This is a genomic window from Ruegeria sp. C8 (genome assembly GCF_056537565.1).
In genome coordinates this window covers 281,947-296,212 of sequence record NZ_JBQFRV010000001.1, presented here as the reverse complement: position 1 = coordinate 296,212, position 14,266 = coordinate 281,947, and the positions used below count along the sequence as shown (strand labels likewise).

Here is a 14,266-nt window from a genome sequence, read left to right as displayed (position 1 = left end):
GCCATGCGACTGGATAGATTGAAAGCACTAGCAGCATCGCAGCAGGCGCGCATTCTAGACCTGTTCGAAGCGGACGCGGATCGTGCACAGAATTTCTCCGCCACAACCGGCGATATGCTGTTCGACTACTCAAAAACGCAGCTCGACGGCGAGATTCGGGACGCTCTGATCCAACTATGTGACCAAGCCGATCTGGAAGCACGCCGCGAGGCGATGTTTTCTGGCCAGAAAATCAACGAGACCGAAGATCGCGCGGTGTTGCACACGGCGTTGCGAAACCTGGACGGCGACGCGGTGCAGGTCGATGGTCAGGATGTCATGCCGGACGTTCTGGACACTTTGCAGCGGATGCGCGTCTTCGCTGAGGAAGTGCGCGGAGGTACCGCTGCCGGGGCAGGGGGCAGCTTTACCGATGTTGTGAATATCGGTATCGGAGGTTCGGATCTGGGGCCGGTGATGGCGACCCACGCGCTGTCGCCCTACCATGATGGGCCGCGTTTGCACTATGTCTCGAACGTCGATGGCGCGCATATCGCTGATACGTTGCGCCAGCTGGACCCGACCCGGACATTGGTGATCGTGGCCTCGAAAACCTTCACGACGATTGAAACCATGACCAACGCCCTCACCGCGCGGGCCTGGATGAGCGAGGGCGGAGGCGATCCTTCTAAGCAGTTTGCCGCCGTCTCAAGCGCGTTGGACAAAACACACGCCTTCGGCATCCCCGAGGATCGCGTATTCGGTTTCGCAGATTGGGTCGGCGGGCGGTACTCTGTCTGGGGACCTGTCGGTTTGCCGGTGATGATCGCGATCGGCTCGAATGCATTCGATGCTTTCCTGCGGGGTGGACAGGCGATGGACCTGCATTTCCGTTCGGCCGAATGGGCCGAGAGTGTGCCGGTAATGCTGGCTTTGGTCGGAATCTGGCATCGTCAGGTGCTGGGCCATGCTAGCCGAGCGGTGTTGCCCTATGACCAAAGGCTGCTGCGCCTACCGGCCTATTTTCAGCAGCTCGAGATGGAATCGAACGGCAAATCGGTTGCAATGGATGGCAGCGCGCTTTCGGTGCCGTCCGGGCCTGTTGTTTGGGGTGAGCCGGGCACCAATGGTCAGCATGCCTTCTACCAGTTGATCCATCAGGGCACCGACGTGATCCCCTGCGAATTCATGGTCGCTGCCGAAGGGCATGAACCTAAACTGGCCCATCATCACCGCCTGCTTCTCGCCAATTGCCTTGCCCAGTCCGAGGCTTTGATGCGCGGCAGGTCTCTCGACGAAGCCAGCGCCCGTATGGCTGCCAAAGGCCTGCAGGGCGATGAACTCGACCGTCAGGCACTGCATCGGGTGTTTCCGGGCAACCGGCCTTCGACCACCTTGATCTACCCCAAACTGACGCCCTTTGTGTTGGGGCAGATCATTGCGCTCTATGAACATCGGGTGTTCGTCGAAGGCGTTCTTCTGGGCATCAATTCTTTCGATCAATGGGGCGTCGAACTGGGTAAAGAACTTGCCACTTCACTCGGGCCGATCGTGGACGGAGAAGAAAGCGCCGACGACAAGGATGGCTCGACCGCCGCCCTTGTCGCCTATGCCCTGCGCCACCGCAATTGACGTGCTGAAATGCGGCCCGGGCCAATCTCGGGCCGCAATCTTTTTATTGTCAGACAAATAATTGCTTGGCAGGGTTCTTTCCAATGAACCGTCATGATTGATCGCCCTGCCACAGGCCCGCGTATCTCTCAATGTACGGAATGGCCGCCGACAGCGTGGCCTGAACAAGAAAGGGAGTATGTCCATGCTGGGACAGATGATGACGCAGCCCTTGCTGATCTCGTCACTGATTGATCACGCCGAGCGCTACCACGGTCAGACGGAAATCGTGTCGGTTGAAACAGACGGCACCGTAACGCAGACCAATTGGTCCGAAGTGGCACGCAACGCTCGCCGGTTGGGATCGGCATTAACCAAGCTTGGACTGGAACCACAAGACCGCATCGGCACCCTGGCCTGGAACAACCGCCGCCACCTTGAGATCTACTATGCGACTTCGGGCGCCGGTTTCGTGTGTCACACGATCAATCCGCGCCTCTTCCCCGAGCAGCTGACCTACATCATCAACCACGCCCAGGATCGCGTTCTGTTCTTCGACGCCACCTTCATCCCTCTGGTCGCCGCGTTGCAAGAAGGGCTAGGCGAGGTTCATCACTTTGTTTTGATGGGCCCTCGTGATGACGAAGCGGCGGCGCAGATCGACGGGCTGCAATTCTATGTTGAATTGATCCAGACGGGTGATACCGATTTCGCATGGCCGGTCTTGGATGAAAACACTGCCTCCGGCCTGTGTTACACCTCGGGCACGACGGGCCATCCCAAGGGGGTGCTCTATTCGCATCGCTCGACCGTATTGCATGGCTTTGCCTCGAATGCGCGAGACGTCATTGGCTATTCGGCCATGGATGTCGTGATGCCCGTGGTGCCGATGTTCCATGTCAATGCCTGGGGGTCGCCCTATGCCTGTGCCATGTCCGGGTCGCGCATGGTTCTGCCGGGGCCGGGACTGCATGGTGAGGCGCTGGTCAATCTGATTGACAGCTATGGCGTGACGGTCGCGATGGGTGTTCCCACGATCTGGCAGGGCCTTCTGGCCCATGCCGCGCAATCCGGCAGCAAACTCGCCAGCCTTGATCGCACCGTGATCGGAGGTGCCGCTTGCCCACCCTCGATGATCGAAACCTTCCGTGAGGTCTACGACGTCGACACCGTCCACGCGTGGGGCATGAGTGAGATGAGCCCGCTTGGTACAACCAATGTCCCGATTGCCAAACATCGCGACCTACCGATCGAAGAGCAACACCGTCTACGCGAAAGCCAGGGGCGGCCTCCCTACGGGGTTGAGCTGAAGATCGTGGATGACGACGGTAACGATTTGCCCCATGACGGCGAAACCCAGGGCGACCTGATGGTGCGCGGCCCGTGGGTACTGGACAGCTATTTCCAGATGCAGGACGAGGCGCTTTTACAGGATGGCTGGTTCGCCACCGGGGATGTCGCAACACTGGATGCCGACGGCTACATGACGATCCGCGACCGGTCAAAGGACATCATTAAATCGGGAGGCGAATGGATAAGCTCGGTTGAGTTGGAAAACATCGCAGTCGCCCATCCAAAACTCGCCACAGCTGCAGTGGTCGGGGTTTCGCACCCCAAATGGGACGAGCGTCCGATTCTGGTCGCCGTGAAGGCCGAGGGAGAGGAGCCGTCAGAGGAAGAACTGCTGTCCTTCTTTGATGGCAAGATCGCCAAATGGCAAGTGCCGGATAAGGTTGTGTTCATCGACGCTTTGCCGTTGAACGCAACAGGAAAGGTGCTGAAACGGACCCTGCGCACGCAGTTTGCCGACGCGTTGACGGGGTGATTTGGGGGAATTGGCTCCGGCGGTAGGGATCGAACCTACGACCAATTGATTAACAGTCAACTGCTCTACCGCTGAGCTACGCCGGAACGGTTCGCGCCGTATAGCAAGCTGTTTTCATGGCGTCTAGATCATCTTGTGGGATTTTGAGTAAAATTATCAAACAGGCCGCTTCTCCCCGGCACTGATCTCTTCAGACTTCGGTTCAACCCCCGGTTCGTTTGCCGCGAGAACGAATTGCAATTTGCTATCGTCGTTCGAAAAAGGCACAAGAAGTACGCCAAATACGGCACTCGTCGGCATAAAACGCAACAGCCGTTTCGAGACGGTGTTTGTCAGGCTTGAACACTGGCGTCGCGAAGTAGAGCGATGCGACCGATGACTCAAAAACCTCTTCCTAGACCATCGCCCTGGCTTTGACACTCATTTAGCTGCAAAAGAACTCAATGAGTTCAGAACCCAAAGGCCTCTGCGCGTATTTTAGTACGCTTGACCTTGATTTAGTTTTCTTTTGTTTGTCAGCTGCGGAGCGCAGTATCTGGTTCAAATCACTGTCGTTCATGATACTTTTCTTTGGAGGTCAGTTAGATGCATTGCAACAACTTGGAGACCGAATTGAACACAGCTCAGCTCAAGAAACCAGTTCTAACTATGCCTAATGACGTGCAGGAAGTACTGCGCGAGCATTATCAAAAATCTTCTGTCATTCTGGAGTATGGATCCGGGGGATCCACTGTATTGGCAGGGGAATTGGAGAATAAAAAAGTCTTTAGTGTGGAAAGTGATCAATACTGGGCTCAAATGATGCATCGGTGGTTCCAGGAAAATCCTCCTAAGACGAGTACTGAAGTCAATATTTCATGGGTGAACATTGGGAAGACAAAGAAATGGGGTTTCCCGGTAAATACGAAGGAATCGAACCTGTTTCCCAGATACCCATTGTCAATTTGGCAAAGCGATGGGTTTCAGCATCCTGATGTAGTGCTGGTGGACGGACGGTTTCGCGTCGGTTGTGCCCTGGCGACGGCTTTTAACATCAAGCGACCGGTGACACTTTTGTTTGATGACTACCTTCACCGCCCGCGTATGCGCGCTGCCGAAGAGTTTCTTAGGGCTCCGAAGTTTGTCGGTCGGATGGCGATTTTTGACGTAGAGCCTATGGAAATTCCAGTAGATCGGTTGGTTCGTGTGATTCGTTTGTTGACAACCGCCTAGTCGAATCCTTCGACCCCACGTTGTGTGGCTCTGTAGGTGCTATGATTTGTTCATAGGCGTTAGGATAGTGTGGGTTCTACCAAACGGAGGCGGTGGGCTTTATTGTCCGATTAATACCCGAAAAAGCTCTAACCCTATTTGTCTTTTTCTCACCAAGACCTGCGAAGGTTCTACGCAGAGGAAAACTAACCAACTTGCTGAGAAGATTGGCTCCGGCGGTAGGGATCGAACCTACGACCAATTGATTAACAGTCAACTGCTCTACCGCTGAGCTACGCCGGAACTGAGGGGCGTATAACAACCCCGATTTTTGACGTCCAGAGGGGAAGCGCGCGAAATCAGAATTTTTTCTCATGCTCACGAAAGTCGCCGGAAAACCGCATCTGATGCGAGGGCGCCATCGTAGGTGACCTTGGATTTTCCCGTCAAATCAATCAAATGCGCCAGGACGTTACGCTCGGCTGCGGGCAGCAGAGCTTTCGGGGTGTCGGTGTAGATACGCTCGGCCAATTGCCGGGCCGAGCCTTGCCGATCTGCCAGCGCCGCGAGGATTTGCGCTTCTCGTCCTAGCCTATGCTGAATCAACCACTGCAGCCGCTCGGCAGGATTTTCGATCGGCGCGCCGTGACCCGCGTGAAAGACGGACCAGTCGCGCTGTTGCAGCCGGTGGCAGGCCGCCATGAAATCGGTGAGATCTCCGTCAGGGGGAGAGACGAGCGAGCTGGCCCAACCCATCACGTGATCCGCCGTAAAGCACACATCGCCCCAGGCCAGCGCGATGTGATTGCCCAGATGACCGGGGGTGTGAATGACCTCAAGCTGCCAGTCGTCACCTGTGACGCGTTCTCCGTCCGCCAATTCGATATCCGGCCGGAACGCGGTGTCGATGCCTTCTCCGCCTTGCACCATGCCAGTTTGGGCGAGGTCGGACATGACCGCACTGCGCCCGGCCTCGGGGCCTCCAAAGGCCAGAATCGGGGCGCCGGTACGGGCCGCGAGCGGGGCGGCCAGAGGCGAATGATCCAAATGGGTGTGGGTCACGAGGATTTGGCTGATTCTCTGATCAGGTGTCAGCGCGTCCAGAATCGCCTCCAGATGCGCGTCGCTCAGTGGTCCGGGATCGATCACCGCCAGATCCCGCGTCCCCAGAAGATAGGTGTTTGTGCCCCGATACGTCATCGGCGAAGGATTCGGAGCCAGGATGCGCCGTAAACCCGGGTGCAACTCCTGCGCCACGCCAGCCGGCGGGTTGAATTCGTCAGGTGCCTGCATTCTGTCCTCTTTCTCTTGTCCGGGCAGCCCGCTAGGTTTAGCGCATGTCCACGCAATGGCTCAAACCCTATATGCCGCGCGGCCTGTATGTCCGGGCTGCGCTGATTCTCGTCCTGCCGGTGGTGGCTTTGCTGCTGGTGGTGGGCATTGCGTTCTTGCAAAAGCATCTGGAGGACGTGACCGCGCAAATGACGCAAGCCGCCGCGCGGGAGGTCCGTCTGATCACTCAGACCATGGCCGAATCTGAGACTCGGCAACAGGCGCTGGCCGCCGTGCGTCCCGATCTAAGCGCTCTGTCGATGAAGATGCAGTTCCTCGATGCGGATGAGATGCCAGAAATCGGCCGGCGCAGATGGTACGATTTTATTGCGCCACAGGTTGAGGCAGATCTCATTGCAGAATTGCCTGACCTTGAAGCGGTTGCCCTGCCTAGTGGGCAAGAGGCGCGCCTCTATATGCCCACCCATCTGGGCCTGTTGCAGTTGACCTTTGATCGACGGCGTCTGTCCCCCGCGGCGCCGCATCAGTTGATTGTGACGATGGTTTTCTTTGCCATCATCATGACCTCGATCTCGTTTCTATACATGCGCAACCAACTGCGACCCATTACGCGGCTTGCGGATGCTGCACAGGCTTTTGGTCGCGGACGGGTGGTGCCGTATTCCCCCGGCGGCGCGGTCGAGGTTCGGGCCGCGGGCAACGCTTTTCTCGACATGCGGGCGCGGATTGAGCGGCAGATGGAGCAGCGGACAATGATGCTATCGGGTGTCAGCCATGACCTGCGTACTCCGCTGACACGGCTTAAACTGGGCCTGTCTATGCTGCCCGAAGAAGAGGCTGCGCCGTTGCAGCAGGACGTAACCGAGATGCAATCGCTTCTGGATGCGTTCCTCGACTTTTCCCGCGGTGCTGCCGAAGGTGCTCCCGAAGAGGTCGATCCCGAAGCTTTGCTGACGCAGATCGTCAGCGATGCAAGACGGGCTGGCCATAAGGCGGAACTGGTTACCGTCGACGGGCAGGGGACAGCGATGTTGCGACCATCAGCCATGCGCCGGGCGGTCGAGAACCTGATCGGTAATGCCGTGCGGTATGGCAGCAAGGCGGATGTCAGCCTGACGCTGACGCCCAAATCTCTACGCATCCGGGTCGAGGATGATGGGCCAGGTATCCCGCCCGAACAGCGGACCGAGGCCGTTAAGCCTTTTTCCCGGCTGGACCCTGCACGCAATCAGAACCAAGGCAGCGGTGTTGGTCTGGGCCTTGCCATCGTGGCCGACATCGCCCGTGCCCATGGCGGCGTCTTGCGCCTTGGCAAAAGCGAGAGATTAGGCGGGCTGTGTGCCGACATCATTGTAGGGCGCTAGAGGCGCGGCGTTCTTATGAAAACAGCGGAATTTGGTAGGCCCGGCAGGACTTGAACCCGCAACCAAAGCGTTATGAGCGCTCTGCTCTAACCAATTGAGCTACAGGCCCGCCTGAGCGCTTTGAGTACCACGGTGAACGCCCGCGTCAAGCCTGACCGTTGCATCAAAGCGCACAATCGACTAACTCGCCCGCAAACCATTCATGAAGGATAGGCCATGACAGCGGGCAAGAACGGAATCACCTACGCCGACGCGGGTGTGGATATTGATGCAGGCAACGCTCTGGTCGACCGCATCAAGCCTGCTGCAAAACGCACCAATCGCCCCGGTGTCATGAGCGGTCTGGGCGGGTTCGGCGCGCTGTTCGACCTCAAGGCCGCTGGCTATGAAGATCCGATTCTGGTGGGGGCCACCGACGGTGTCGGCACCAAGCTGCGGATCGCGATTGATACTGGTGTTGTGGATGGCGTTGGCATTGATCTTGTGGCCATGTGCGTCAACGACCTGATCTGCCAGGGCGCTGAGCCATTGTTCTTTCTCGATTATTTCGCCACTGGCAAGCTGGACACCGATACTGCCGCGCGGATCATCGAAGGGATTGCCGAAGGCTGTGCGCAGTCGGGATGCGCCTTGATCGGTGGCGAAACTGCCGAGATGCCGGGCATGTATCCCGATGGCGATTTCGATCTGGCCGGGTTCTCGGTCGGCGCGATGGAGCGCGGTGCCGATCTGCCCGACGGCGTAGCGGCGGGCGACGTTCTGTTGGGATTAGCCTCCAACGGGGTGCATTCCAATGGCTACTCTCTGGTGCGCAAACTGGTCGAGATTTCCGGGCTGGGCTGGGAGGCCGACTCGCCCTTTAGCGACGGCACGTTGGGCGAGTCGCTGCTGACGCCGACGCGGCTTTATGTAAAGCCTGCACTGGCCGCGATCCGCGCTGGGGGTGTGCATGCGCTGGCTCATATCACCGGCGGCGGTCTGACCGAAAACCTGCCGCGTGTTCTGCCCGAAGGGCTGGGCGCGCAGATCGATCTGGACGCATGGGATTTGCCGCCTGTCTTCGGTTGGATGGCCGAAACTGGCGGGACTGCCGAAGCTGAGATGTTGAAGACTTTCAACTGCGGCATCGGCATGATCGTGGTCTGCGCCGAAGATCAGGCCGACGCGCTGACTGCTTTGCTGACTGAGGCGGGTGAGACCGTGTCGCGCATCGGCACCGTGACTGACAAGGCTGGCGTGGCCTATTCGGGCAAACTGCTGTGAGCCACAAGCGCGTCGCGATCCTGATTTCCGGCGGCGGGTCAAACATGGTTTCTCTGGTCGACAGCATGACCGGAGATCACCCTGCGCGCCCATGTCTGGTTCTGTCTAACGACGCGCAGGCCGGTGGTCTGGCAAAGGCGCGGGATCGCGGGATAGAAACGGCTGTGGTTGATCACCGCCCTTTTAATGGGGATCGAGCGGCGTTTGAGGCGGAGTTACTGAAGCCGCTTGAGGCCGCGCAACCCGATATTGTATGTCTGGCCGGGTTCATGCGGGTCCTGACCGGCGATTTCGTCTCGCGCTTTCAGGGGCGGATGCTGAACATTCACCCCTCGTTGCTGCCGAAATACAAAGGCCTGCACACCCATGCCCGCGCGATCGAAGCCGGTGACGCCGAACACGGCTGCACCGTGCATGAGGTCACCGCGGCGCTGGATGATGGCCCAATTCTGGGGCAGGCGCGGGTCGCCATTGAACCCGAGGACACCCCCGACAGCCTGGCCGCCAAAGTGTTGGTTTTTGAGCATCAGCTCTACCCGCCGGTGCTGCGGCGGTATGCGGAAGGCAACAGGTCCGTTCTTATGCTGCCCTGATCGTCCTTGGGTGATTTACACCCGGCGGAAATTCGTCCTATGGTCGCCGATAACGCTCGGGACGGTAGAAAAACGGGCAGTCACACAAAGAACAAGAATAGTACGGCGCATGAGAACTCTGACAACGACGCAAGAGCTGGCTGATTTCTGCTGGGCTGCTGCTGCCTTTCCCTATGTCACTGTAGATACAGAATTTCTGCGCGAGCGGACCTACTATTCAAAACTATGTCTGGTGCAATTGGCCGTCCCCTCCGAGGAAGAAGACAGTGCCGTTCTGGTTGACCCACTGGCCGAAGGTATCTCGCTTGAGCCGCTCTATGAGCTGTTCCGGAATGAGAGCGTGGTCAAGGTGTTCCACGCCGCACGTCAGGACCTTGAGATCTTCTGGGTCGATGCGCATGTATTCCCGACCCCGCTGTTTGACACGCAGGTTGCCGCGATGGTCTGCGGCTTTGGTGAACAGGTCGGCTATGAGACGCTGGTGCGCAAGATCTGCAAGCAGGGGGTGGATAAAACCTCGCGCTTTACCGACTGGTCGCGGCGTCCTCTGACAGATGCGCAAAAGACCTATGCGCTGGCCGATGTGACCCATCTGCGCAAGATTTACGAACATCTCGCGGCCGAGCTTGAGAAAACCAAGCGCAGCCATTGGGTGTCCGAGGAACTACGCATCCTGACCCAGCCCGGCACTTATGACATCCGGCCCGAGGATGCTTGGAAGCGTGTTAAAACGCGGACGAACTCGGCCAAGTTTCTGGCGGTTGTGCGGGAGTTGGCGCAGTTCCGCGAAACTCACGCACAGGACAACAACATCCCGCGCAACCGCGTGTTCAAAGATGACGCGCTGATCGAACTGGCCTCAACTAAACCCAAAACGCCATCGGACCTTGGCGGCTCGCGCCTACTGCTGCGAGAGGCGCGCAAAGGGGCAATTGCGGAAGGCATTCTGGCGGCCGTTAAAAAGGGTGTGAACTGCCCACTCGAACAGCTGCCCAAGGTCGACACGAGCCGCGACAAACTGAAGGTGAACCCAGCGCTGGCTGATCTGTTGCGGGTGCTGCTGAAATCGAAAACCGAAAGCTCGGGCGTGGCGGCAAAGCTGATCGCCACCAGCGCCGAACTGGACCAGATCGCAGCGGGCGAGCGCGGCCTTCCCTCAATGACCGGCTGGAGGTTCGAGGTGTTCGGTGAGGATGCTCTGAAGCTGTGCGAAGGCAAGATCGCACTGGCTGCAATGGGGCAAAACGTGAAGGTCGTGCCCCTCTGATCGCTTAGCGGCGACGCGATTCCAAGGCGTTTTGCTGCCCAACCACGCGGACCAGACGGATGCCTTCTAGCTCTTGCCGGGAGACGTTGATGGCGTCGGAGACCATGCGCGAACGCTCTGTACCCTGCGCAGTCTGCGCCTTGGGGTAATTCACTAGGAAGGTGAACTCCATCACGGCGTTCTTCTGGTTTTCCTCCGAATTCACGGGCACCAGACGGGCGTTGAACGCGCCTTGGCGTTGCGCCGTGCCCGAAGAATAGACAATCGCTCCGGTCGGTGTTGCGTCGATCCGCAGTTCGTCAATTTTTGCAATTGGAACACTGGTGTCTTCTTCTATGGGACGGTCAAAAAGGCCGATGCCATCGCTTTGTCTTGGCACCAGCGCATAGGCCTCGTCTACCGGGGCTGTTTCGACTGGGGCGGGCTGGCTGGATCCGAACCAGTTCGACGGGTTCGCTCGAGAATTGCGCCAGCTGTTGCAGGCAGACAGGGTCAACGCGGCGATGATAAGAAGAGACAGTGATTTTTGCATGGACCCACGGCTTTAACAGTCATTCACGCAATGGGTTAGCGCAATTTCCTTGCCTTGAAAAGCCACGGCGAGGGCTGGACAGGTGGCTATCGTCGGCATAGGTCACAATTGTGAATGAAACAGAAGGACCGCCGCGCCATGGCAACGCCCGCCTTTGAAGAAATTGTCGAAGACTTCGAGTTCCTCGAAGATTGGGAGGACCGCTATCGCCATGTGATCGAGCAGGGCAAAGCGATGGAGCCGCTGGACGATGCGCTCAAAGTTCCAGCCACCAAAGTGGACGGTTGCGCCAGCCAGGTGTGGCTGCACCCTATGATCGATGGCGGCGTGTTTCGTTTCGATGGGGATAGCGATGCGCTGATCGTTCGTGGTCTGATTGCGGTTTTACGTCTTCTTTACAACGGCTTGCCGGTTGCTGAGGTGATCAAGGTCGACGCCGGCGGAGAGTTGGCGCGGCTGGGCCTGAATGACCACTTGTCCGCTCAGCGGTCGAACGGTCTGAGGGCGATGATCGAACGCATCCGCGAAGTCGCGCAGGAAAAAGCGTAGCGTCAGCGCGTTCTAGTCGCCCAATCGGTTAGCGTGGTTTCCAGATCGCCATAGCCGGTCAAGCGGCGCTCAAAATCCAGTCCCATACGCTCGGCACATTCCTGCGCGCGCGCCGTTAGCGCGGGATCATCCGTTTGGGCCTGATAGACCAGTTTGGTGTAGTTCCCGAAATACATGTCTCGCAGCTGGGGATGGCGATCCAAACCCAGCGGTTTCCAGACAAATGCGTCGAACTGCCGGGCCAGAAAATCGGTAAGGTAAAAGGCGGTTGTCTCGTCCTCGCCCTGTGCGGCAAAGGCTTCATTCCCTTCGAAGAACGAATAGCAATGCGGGCCCTTGACCATCTCGACACCAAGCCGGTCGCAGGCCTGCTGTAGCAGGCCACCGGTGCCGCAATCCGCGTAGACGACGAAGACCTGATCATACTGCTCACGATGCTTGGCAATCGCATCTTCAACGGCCTGAGTGATCTTCTCAGGGTGGACATGAAGGATCGCGGGTAGGCAGGTCAGGTCCATATGGTCCCAGCCGTTGCGGTTCTTGAGGTCCAGAATCTCGCGCGCCAAGGCCCCGCAGGCCAGCAAAAGGATACGCCCCTTGCCGGTTTCGTCATATCCATCGGTCGTTAGACGGGCGTCATCGGGATGCTGGTTCTGTGACATTCCGGAGTCCTCTGGCTGGCTGGTCCGGGTGATTTTGCCCGAAAACGCGGCTTGAAACAAAAAGGCCGCCCGAAATCGAGCGGCCCTTTCAGAACAGAAACGGTGTTCTTATCCCGCCAGCTGGTTGTGCTTGCGCGAGACGAAGTCCTTAGCGGTCTCAACAGCCACAGCCGCGTCACGGCAATATGCGTCAGCGCCGATGGCTTTGCCGAACTCTTCGTTCAGCGGTGCGCCGCCGACCAGAACGATGTAGTCATCGCGAACGCCTTGCTCGACCAGCGTGTCGATCACAACCTTCATGTAAGGCATGGTCGTGGTCAGCAGGGCCGACATGCCCAGGATGTCGGGCTGTTCGTTTTCCAGCGCTTCCAGGTAGTTCTCGACCGGGTTGTTGATGCCGATGTCTACAACTTCGAAGCCAGCGCCTTCCATCATCATCGAAACAAGGTTCTTGCCGATGTCGTGGATGTCGCCCTTCACGGTGCCGATGACCATCTTGCCCACGCGCGGTGCGCCTGTTTCAGCCAGCAGAGGCTTCAGGATCGCCATACCGCCCTTCATGGCGTTGGCGGCCAGCAGAACCTCGGGCACGAACAGGATACCGTCGCGGAAGTCGTGGCCAACCACGGTCATGCCGCCGACCAGAGCTTTGGTCAGGATGTCGTAGGGGGTCCAGCCGCGCTCGAGAAGGATGTTGGTGCCTTCTTCGATCTCTTCTTTCAAGCCGTCGTAGAGATCGTCGAACATCTGTTCAACAAGCTCTTCGTCGTTCAGTTCGGACAGGATGATGTCTTCTTCGTCGGACATGGGGTGTTTTCCTGAGCTGTGCGGACCCTTGGTCCGGGGTGGCATTTTTTTCGTTTTGGCCAAAACGTCGCAGATTTACTGTGACGATTGCGACCTCGGCGGTTTCGGGACCGACGTTTATGTCAAAAATCGGCATCGGGCGACAGAATAATATGCATGATCATCCTGTGTCTGGCTCAGGTTAGCTAAAACAGGGGGTGGTTGCCTCGCGTTCAGTATTCGCTTACCTATAGTATGAGAACGTATGGTGAACAAATGCAACCTCAAACCAATATCCGCGCTCGGGGGACCGCATCCAACGACGCGGGTCGCTTTGAAAAACTTGCCACGGTCCAAACGGATGACGGCTGGGACATCGAAGAAGACCAACCGCTTCTGAGGACCGAGGTCCGGGACGAGGTGGCGCGCAGTGTGATCACCTATAATCGCTCTCCCGACCTGCCGTTCGACCGCTCGATCAACCCGTATCGGGGGTGCGAACATGGCTGCGTTTATTGCTTTGCGCGGCCCAGTCATGCCTACCTTGGACTGTCGGCAGGGCTGGATTTTGAGACCCGTTTGACCGCGCGTGGCAATGCAGCCGAGGTACTGCGCAAGGAATTGTCCGCACGGTCCTACAAAGTCGCGCCGATTGCCTTGGGCACCAACACCGACCCTTATCAACCCGTTGAAAAAGAACGCGGGATCACGCGGGCCTGTCTTGAGGTTCTGAGGGATTTCAACCACCCCGTAGCGATCGTGACCAAAGGGACCCTGATCGAGAGGGATCTGGATATTCTTGCCCCCATGGCCGCGCAGGGTCTAGTTCGGGTCGGGATATCCCTAACAACCTTGGACGCGGGCCTCTCTCGCCGGATGGAGCCGCGCGCGCCGTCTCCCAAACGGCGGCTGGAGGTCATTCGACGTCTCACCGGGGCAGGGGTGCCGGTGCGGGTAATGACCTCGCCCGTTGTGCCCGGGCTAACCGATCATGAACTGGAGGCTCTGCTGGAGGCCGGGCATGAGGCCGGTGCCGACACCGCGAGCTGGATCATGTTGCGCCTACCCCGAGAGGTTTCGGTGCTGTGGCAGGACTGGCTGGCCGAACATGAACCCGCGCGGGCCGAAAAGGTCATGACGCGGCTGCGCGAGATGCATGGAGGTCGCGACTATGACCCGCGCTGGGGTCACCGGATGCGGGGAGAAGGCGAGTATGCCGAATTGATCTCAAAGCGCTTCAAGGTAGCCGTTAAACGTTTGGGCCTGAAGGTGAAGTCCGACGAACTGCGTCGCGATCTTTTCGCAAAACCTGCGCAGCCGGGCGATCAGATGAGCCTGTTTTAGGTCGCGC

Annotated in this window: 13 protein-coding genes and 3 tRNA genes; 9 read left to right on the top strand and 7 right to left on the bottom strand. The window is 58.3% G+C overall.

The genetic code is table 11. From position 1 onward, the window contains the following. Positions 1-3 precede the first annotated feature (3 nt). Together pgi and ACR0KL_RS01505 are read left to right on the top strand one after the other, a co-directional pair. Complete coding sequence (gene pgi, locus ACR0KL_RS01510) at positions 4-1,611, top strand: glucose-6-phosphate isomerase (protein ID WP_480776572.1); 1,608 nt, start codon at positions 4-6, stop codon at positions 1,609-1,611. Between the two features lie 184 nt (positions 1,612-1,795). Beyond that, a complete protein-coding gene (locus ACR0KL_RS01505) occupies positions 1,796-3,415 on the top strand; it encodes a long-chain-fatty-acid--CoA ligase (protein ID WP_170676152.1) in 1,620 nt (539 codons plus the stop codon). 11 nt (positions 3,416-3,426) lie between these two features. On the opposite strand, the gene ACR0KL_RS01500 is transcribed toward ACR0KL_RS01505, so the two are convergent. Beyond that, positions 3,427-3,501, bottom strand: a tRNA-Asn gene (locus ACR0KL_RS01500). A gap of 526 nt (positions 3,502-4,027) precedes the next feature. Here ACR0KL_RS01500 and ACR0KL_RS01495 point away from each other — a divergent pair. Continuing rightward, complete coding sequence (locus tag ACR0KL_RS01495) at positions 4,028-4,627, top strand: hypothetical protein (protein ID WP_480554415.1); 600 nt, start codon at positions 4,028-4,030, stop codon at positions 4,625-4,627. A 207-nt stretch (positions 4,628-4,834) separates the two neighbouring features. Here ACR0KL_RS01495 and ACR0KL_RS01490 read toward each other — a convergent pair. Further along, positions 4,835-4,909: transfer RNA gene (locus ACR0KL_RS01490), tRNA-Asn, on the bottom strand. Positions 4,910-4,984: 75 nt separating this feature from the next. After that, positions 4,985-5,899: an MBL fold metallo-hydrolase gene (locus ACR0KL_RS01485; RefSeq protein ID WP_480776571.1), complete on the bottom strand. Its 915-nt coding sequence runs from the start codon at positions 5,897-5,899 to the stop codon at positions 4,985-4,987. A gap of 44 nt (positions 5,900-5,943) precedes the next feature. On the opposite strand from ACR0KL_RS01485, the gene ACR0KL_RS01480 reads away from it, so the two are divergent. Continuing rightward, complete coding sequence (locus tag ACR0KL_RS01480; RefSeq protein WP_170676133.1) at positions 5,944-7,263, top strand: ATP-binding protein; 1,320 nt, start codon at positions 5,944-5,946, stop codon at positions 7,261-7,263. A gap of 32 nt (positions 7,264-7,295) precedes the next feature. On the opposite strand, the gene ACR0KL_RS01475 is transcribed toward ACR0KL_RS01480, so the two are convergent. After that, positions 7,296-7,372, bottom strand: a tRNA-Ile gene (locus ACR0KL_RS01475). A 107-nt stretch (positions 7,373-7,479) separates the two neighbouring features. On the opposite strand from ACR0KL_RS01475, the gene purM reads away from it, so the two are divergent. The 3 genes from purM (at position 7,480) to rnd (ending at position 10,386) form a co-directional block, all read left to right on the top strand. Next, the gene (purM, locus tag ACR0KL_RS01470) at positions 7,480-8,526 is read left to right on the top strand and encodes a phosphoribosylformylglycinamidine cyclo-ligase (RefSeq protein ID WP_170676132.1); all 1,047 of its coding nucleotides are present in this window, start codon (positions 7,480-7,482) and stop codon (positions 8,524-8,526) included. After that, entirely contained in the window at positions 8,523-9,119 is a 597-nt protein-coding gene (gene purN, locus ACR0KL_RS01465) for a phosphoribosylglycinamide formyltransferase (protein WP_170676131.1), read from the top strand. The genes purM and purN overlap by 4 nt, the downstream gene beginning before the upstream one ends. A gap of 109 nt (positions 9,120-9,228) precedes the next feature. Next, the gene (gene rnd / locus ACR0KL_RS01460; RefSeq protein ID WP_170676130.1) at positions 9,229-10,386 is read left to right on the top strand and encodes a ribonuclease D; all 1,158 of its coding nucleotides are present in this window, start codon (positions 9,229-9,231) and stop codon (positions 10,384-10,386) included. 4 nt (positions 10,387-10,390) lie between these two features. Here rnd and ACR0KL_RS01455 read toward each other — a convergent pair whose 3' ends face one another. After that, entirely contained in the window at positions 10,391-10,918 is a 528-nt protein-coding gene (locus ACR0KL_RS01455) for a hypothetical protein (protein WP_170676129.1), read from the bottom strand. Between the two features lie 138 nt (positions 10,919-11,056). Here ACR0KL_RS01455 and ACR0KL_RS01450 point away from each other — a divergent pair, with 138 nt between their 5' ends. Next, positions 11,057-11,467 carry a SufE family protein gene (locus ACR0KL_RS01450; RefSeq protein ID WP_170659781.1) on the top strand — a complete coding sequence of 137 codons (411 nt, stop codon included), beginning with the start codon at positions 11,057-11,059 and terminating at the stop codon, positions 11,465-11,467. Between the two features lie 2 nt (positions 11,468-11,469). Here the strand turns inward: ACR0KL_RS01450 and ACR0KL_RS01445 are convergent, their stop codons facing one another. After that, the gene (locus tag ACR0KL_RS01445) at positions 11,470-12,129 is read right to left on the bottom strand and encodes a DUF1638 domain-containing protein (protein ID WP_170676128.1); all 660 of its coding nucleotides are present in this window, start codon (positions 12,127-12,129) and stop codon (positions 11,470-11,472) included. A gap of 108 nt (positions 12,130-12,237) precedes the next feature. Beyond that, the gene (locus ACR0KL_RS01440; protein ID WP_170373819.1) at positions 12,238-12,936 is read right to left on the bottom strand and encodes a corrinoid protein; all 699 of its coding nucleotides are present in this window, start codon (positions 12,934-12,936) and stop codon (positions 12,238-12,240) included. A gap of 255 nt (positions 12,937-13,191) precedes the next feature. Between ACR0KL_RS01440 and ACR0KL_RS01435 the strand changes: the two genes are divergently transcribed. Further along, positions 13,192-14,259 carry a PA0069 family radical SAM protein gene (locus tag ACR0KL_RS01435; RefSeq protein ID WP_170659643.1) on the top strand — a complete coding sequence of 356 codons (1,068 nt, stop codon included), beginning with the start codon at positions 13,192-13,194 and terminating at the stop codon, positions 14,257-14,259. Positions 14,260-14,266: the final 7 nt, after the last annotated feature.

What these genes read in the sequence shown, in the direction of transcription:
- ACR0KL_RS01455 (WP_170676129.1), bottom strand. Translation starts at nt 10,918, where the DNA reads ATGCAAAAATCACTGTCTCTTCTTATCATCGCCGCGTTGACCCTGTCT.
- ACR0KL_RS01485 (WP_480776571.1), bottom strand. Translation starts at nt 5,899, where the DNA reads ATGCAGGCACCTGACGAATTCAACCCGCCGGCTGGCGTGGCGCAGGAG.
- ACR0KL_RS01480 (WP_170676133.1), top strand. Translation starts at nt 5,944, where the DNA reads ATGTCCACGCAATGGCTCAAACCCTATATGCCGCGCGGCCTGTATGTC.
- rnd (WP_170676130.1), top strand. Translation starts at nt 9,229, where the DNA reads ATGAGAACTCTGACAACGACGCAAGAGCTGGCTGATTTCTGCTGGGCT.
- purM (WP_170676132.1), top strand. Translation starts at nt 7,480, where the DNA reads ATGACAGCGGGCAAGAACGGAATCACCTACGCCGACGCGGGTGTGGAT.
- ACR0KL_RS01450 (WP_170659781.1), top strand. Translation starts at nt 11,057, where the DNA reads ATGGCAACGCCCGCCTTTGAAGAAATTGTCGAAGACTTCGAGTTCCTC.
- ACR0KL_RS01505 (WP_170676152.1), top strand. Translation starts at nt 1,796, where the DNA reads ATGCTGGGACAGATGATGACGCAGCCCTTGCTGATCTCGTCACTGATT.
- pgi (WP_480776572.1), top strand. Translation starts at nt 4, where the DNA reads ATGCGACTGGATAGATTGAAAGCACTAGCAGCATCGCAGCAGGCGCGC.
- ACR0KL_RS01445 (WP_170676128.1), bottom strand. Translation starts at nt 12,129, where the DNA reads ATGTCACAGAACCAGCATCCCGATGACGCCCGTCTAACGACCGATGGA.
- ACR0KL_RS01435 (WP_170659643.1), top strand. Translation starts at nt 13,192, where the DNA reads ATGCAACCTCAAACCAATATCCGCGCTCGGGGGACCGCATCCAACGAC.
- ACR0KL_RS01440 (WP_170373819.1), bottom strand. Translation starts at nt 12,936, where the DNA reads ATGTCCGACGAAGAAGACATCATCCTGTCCGAACTGAACGACGAAGAG.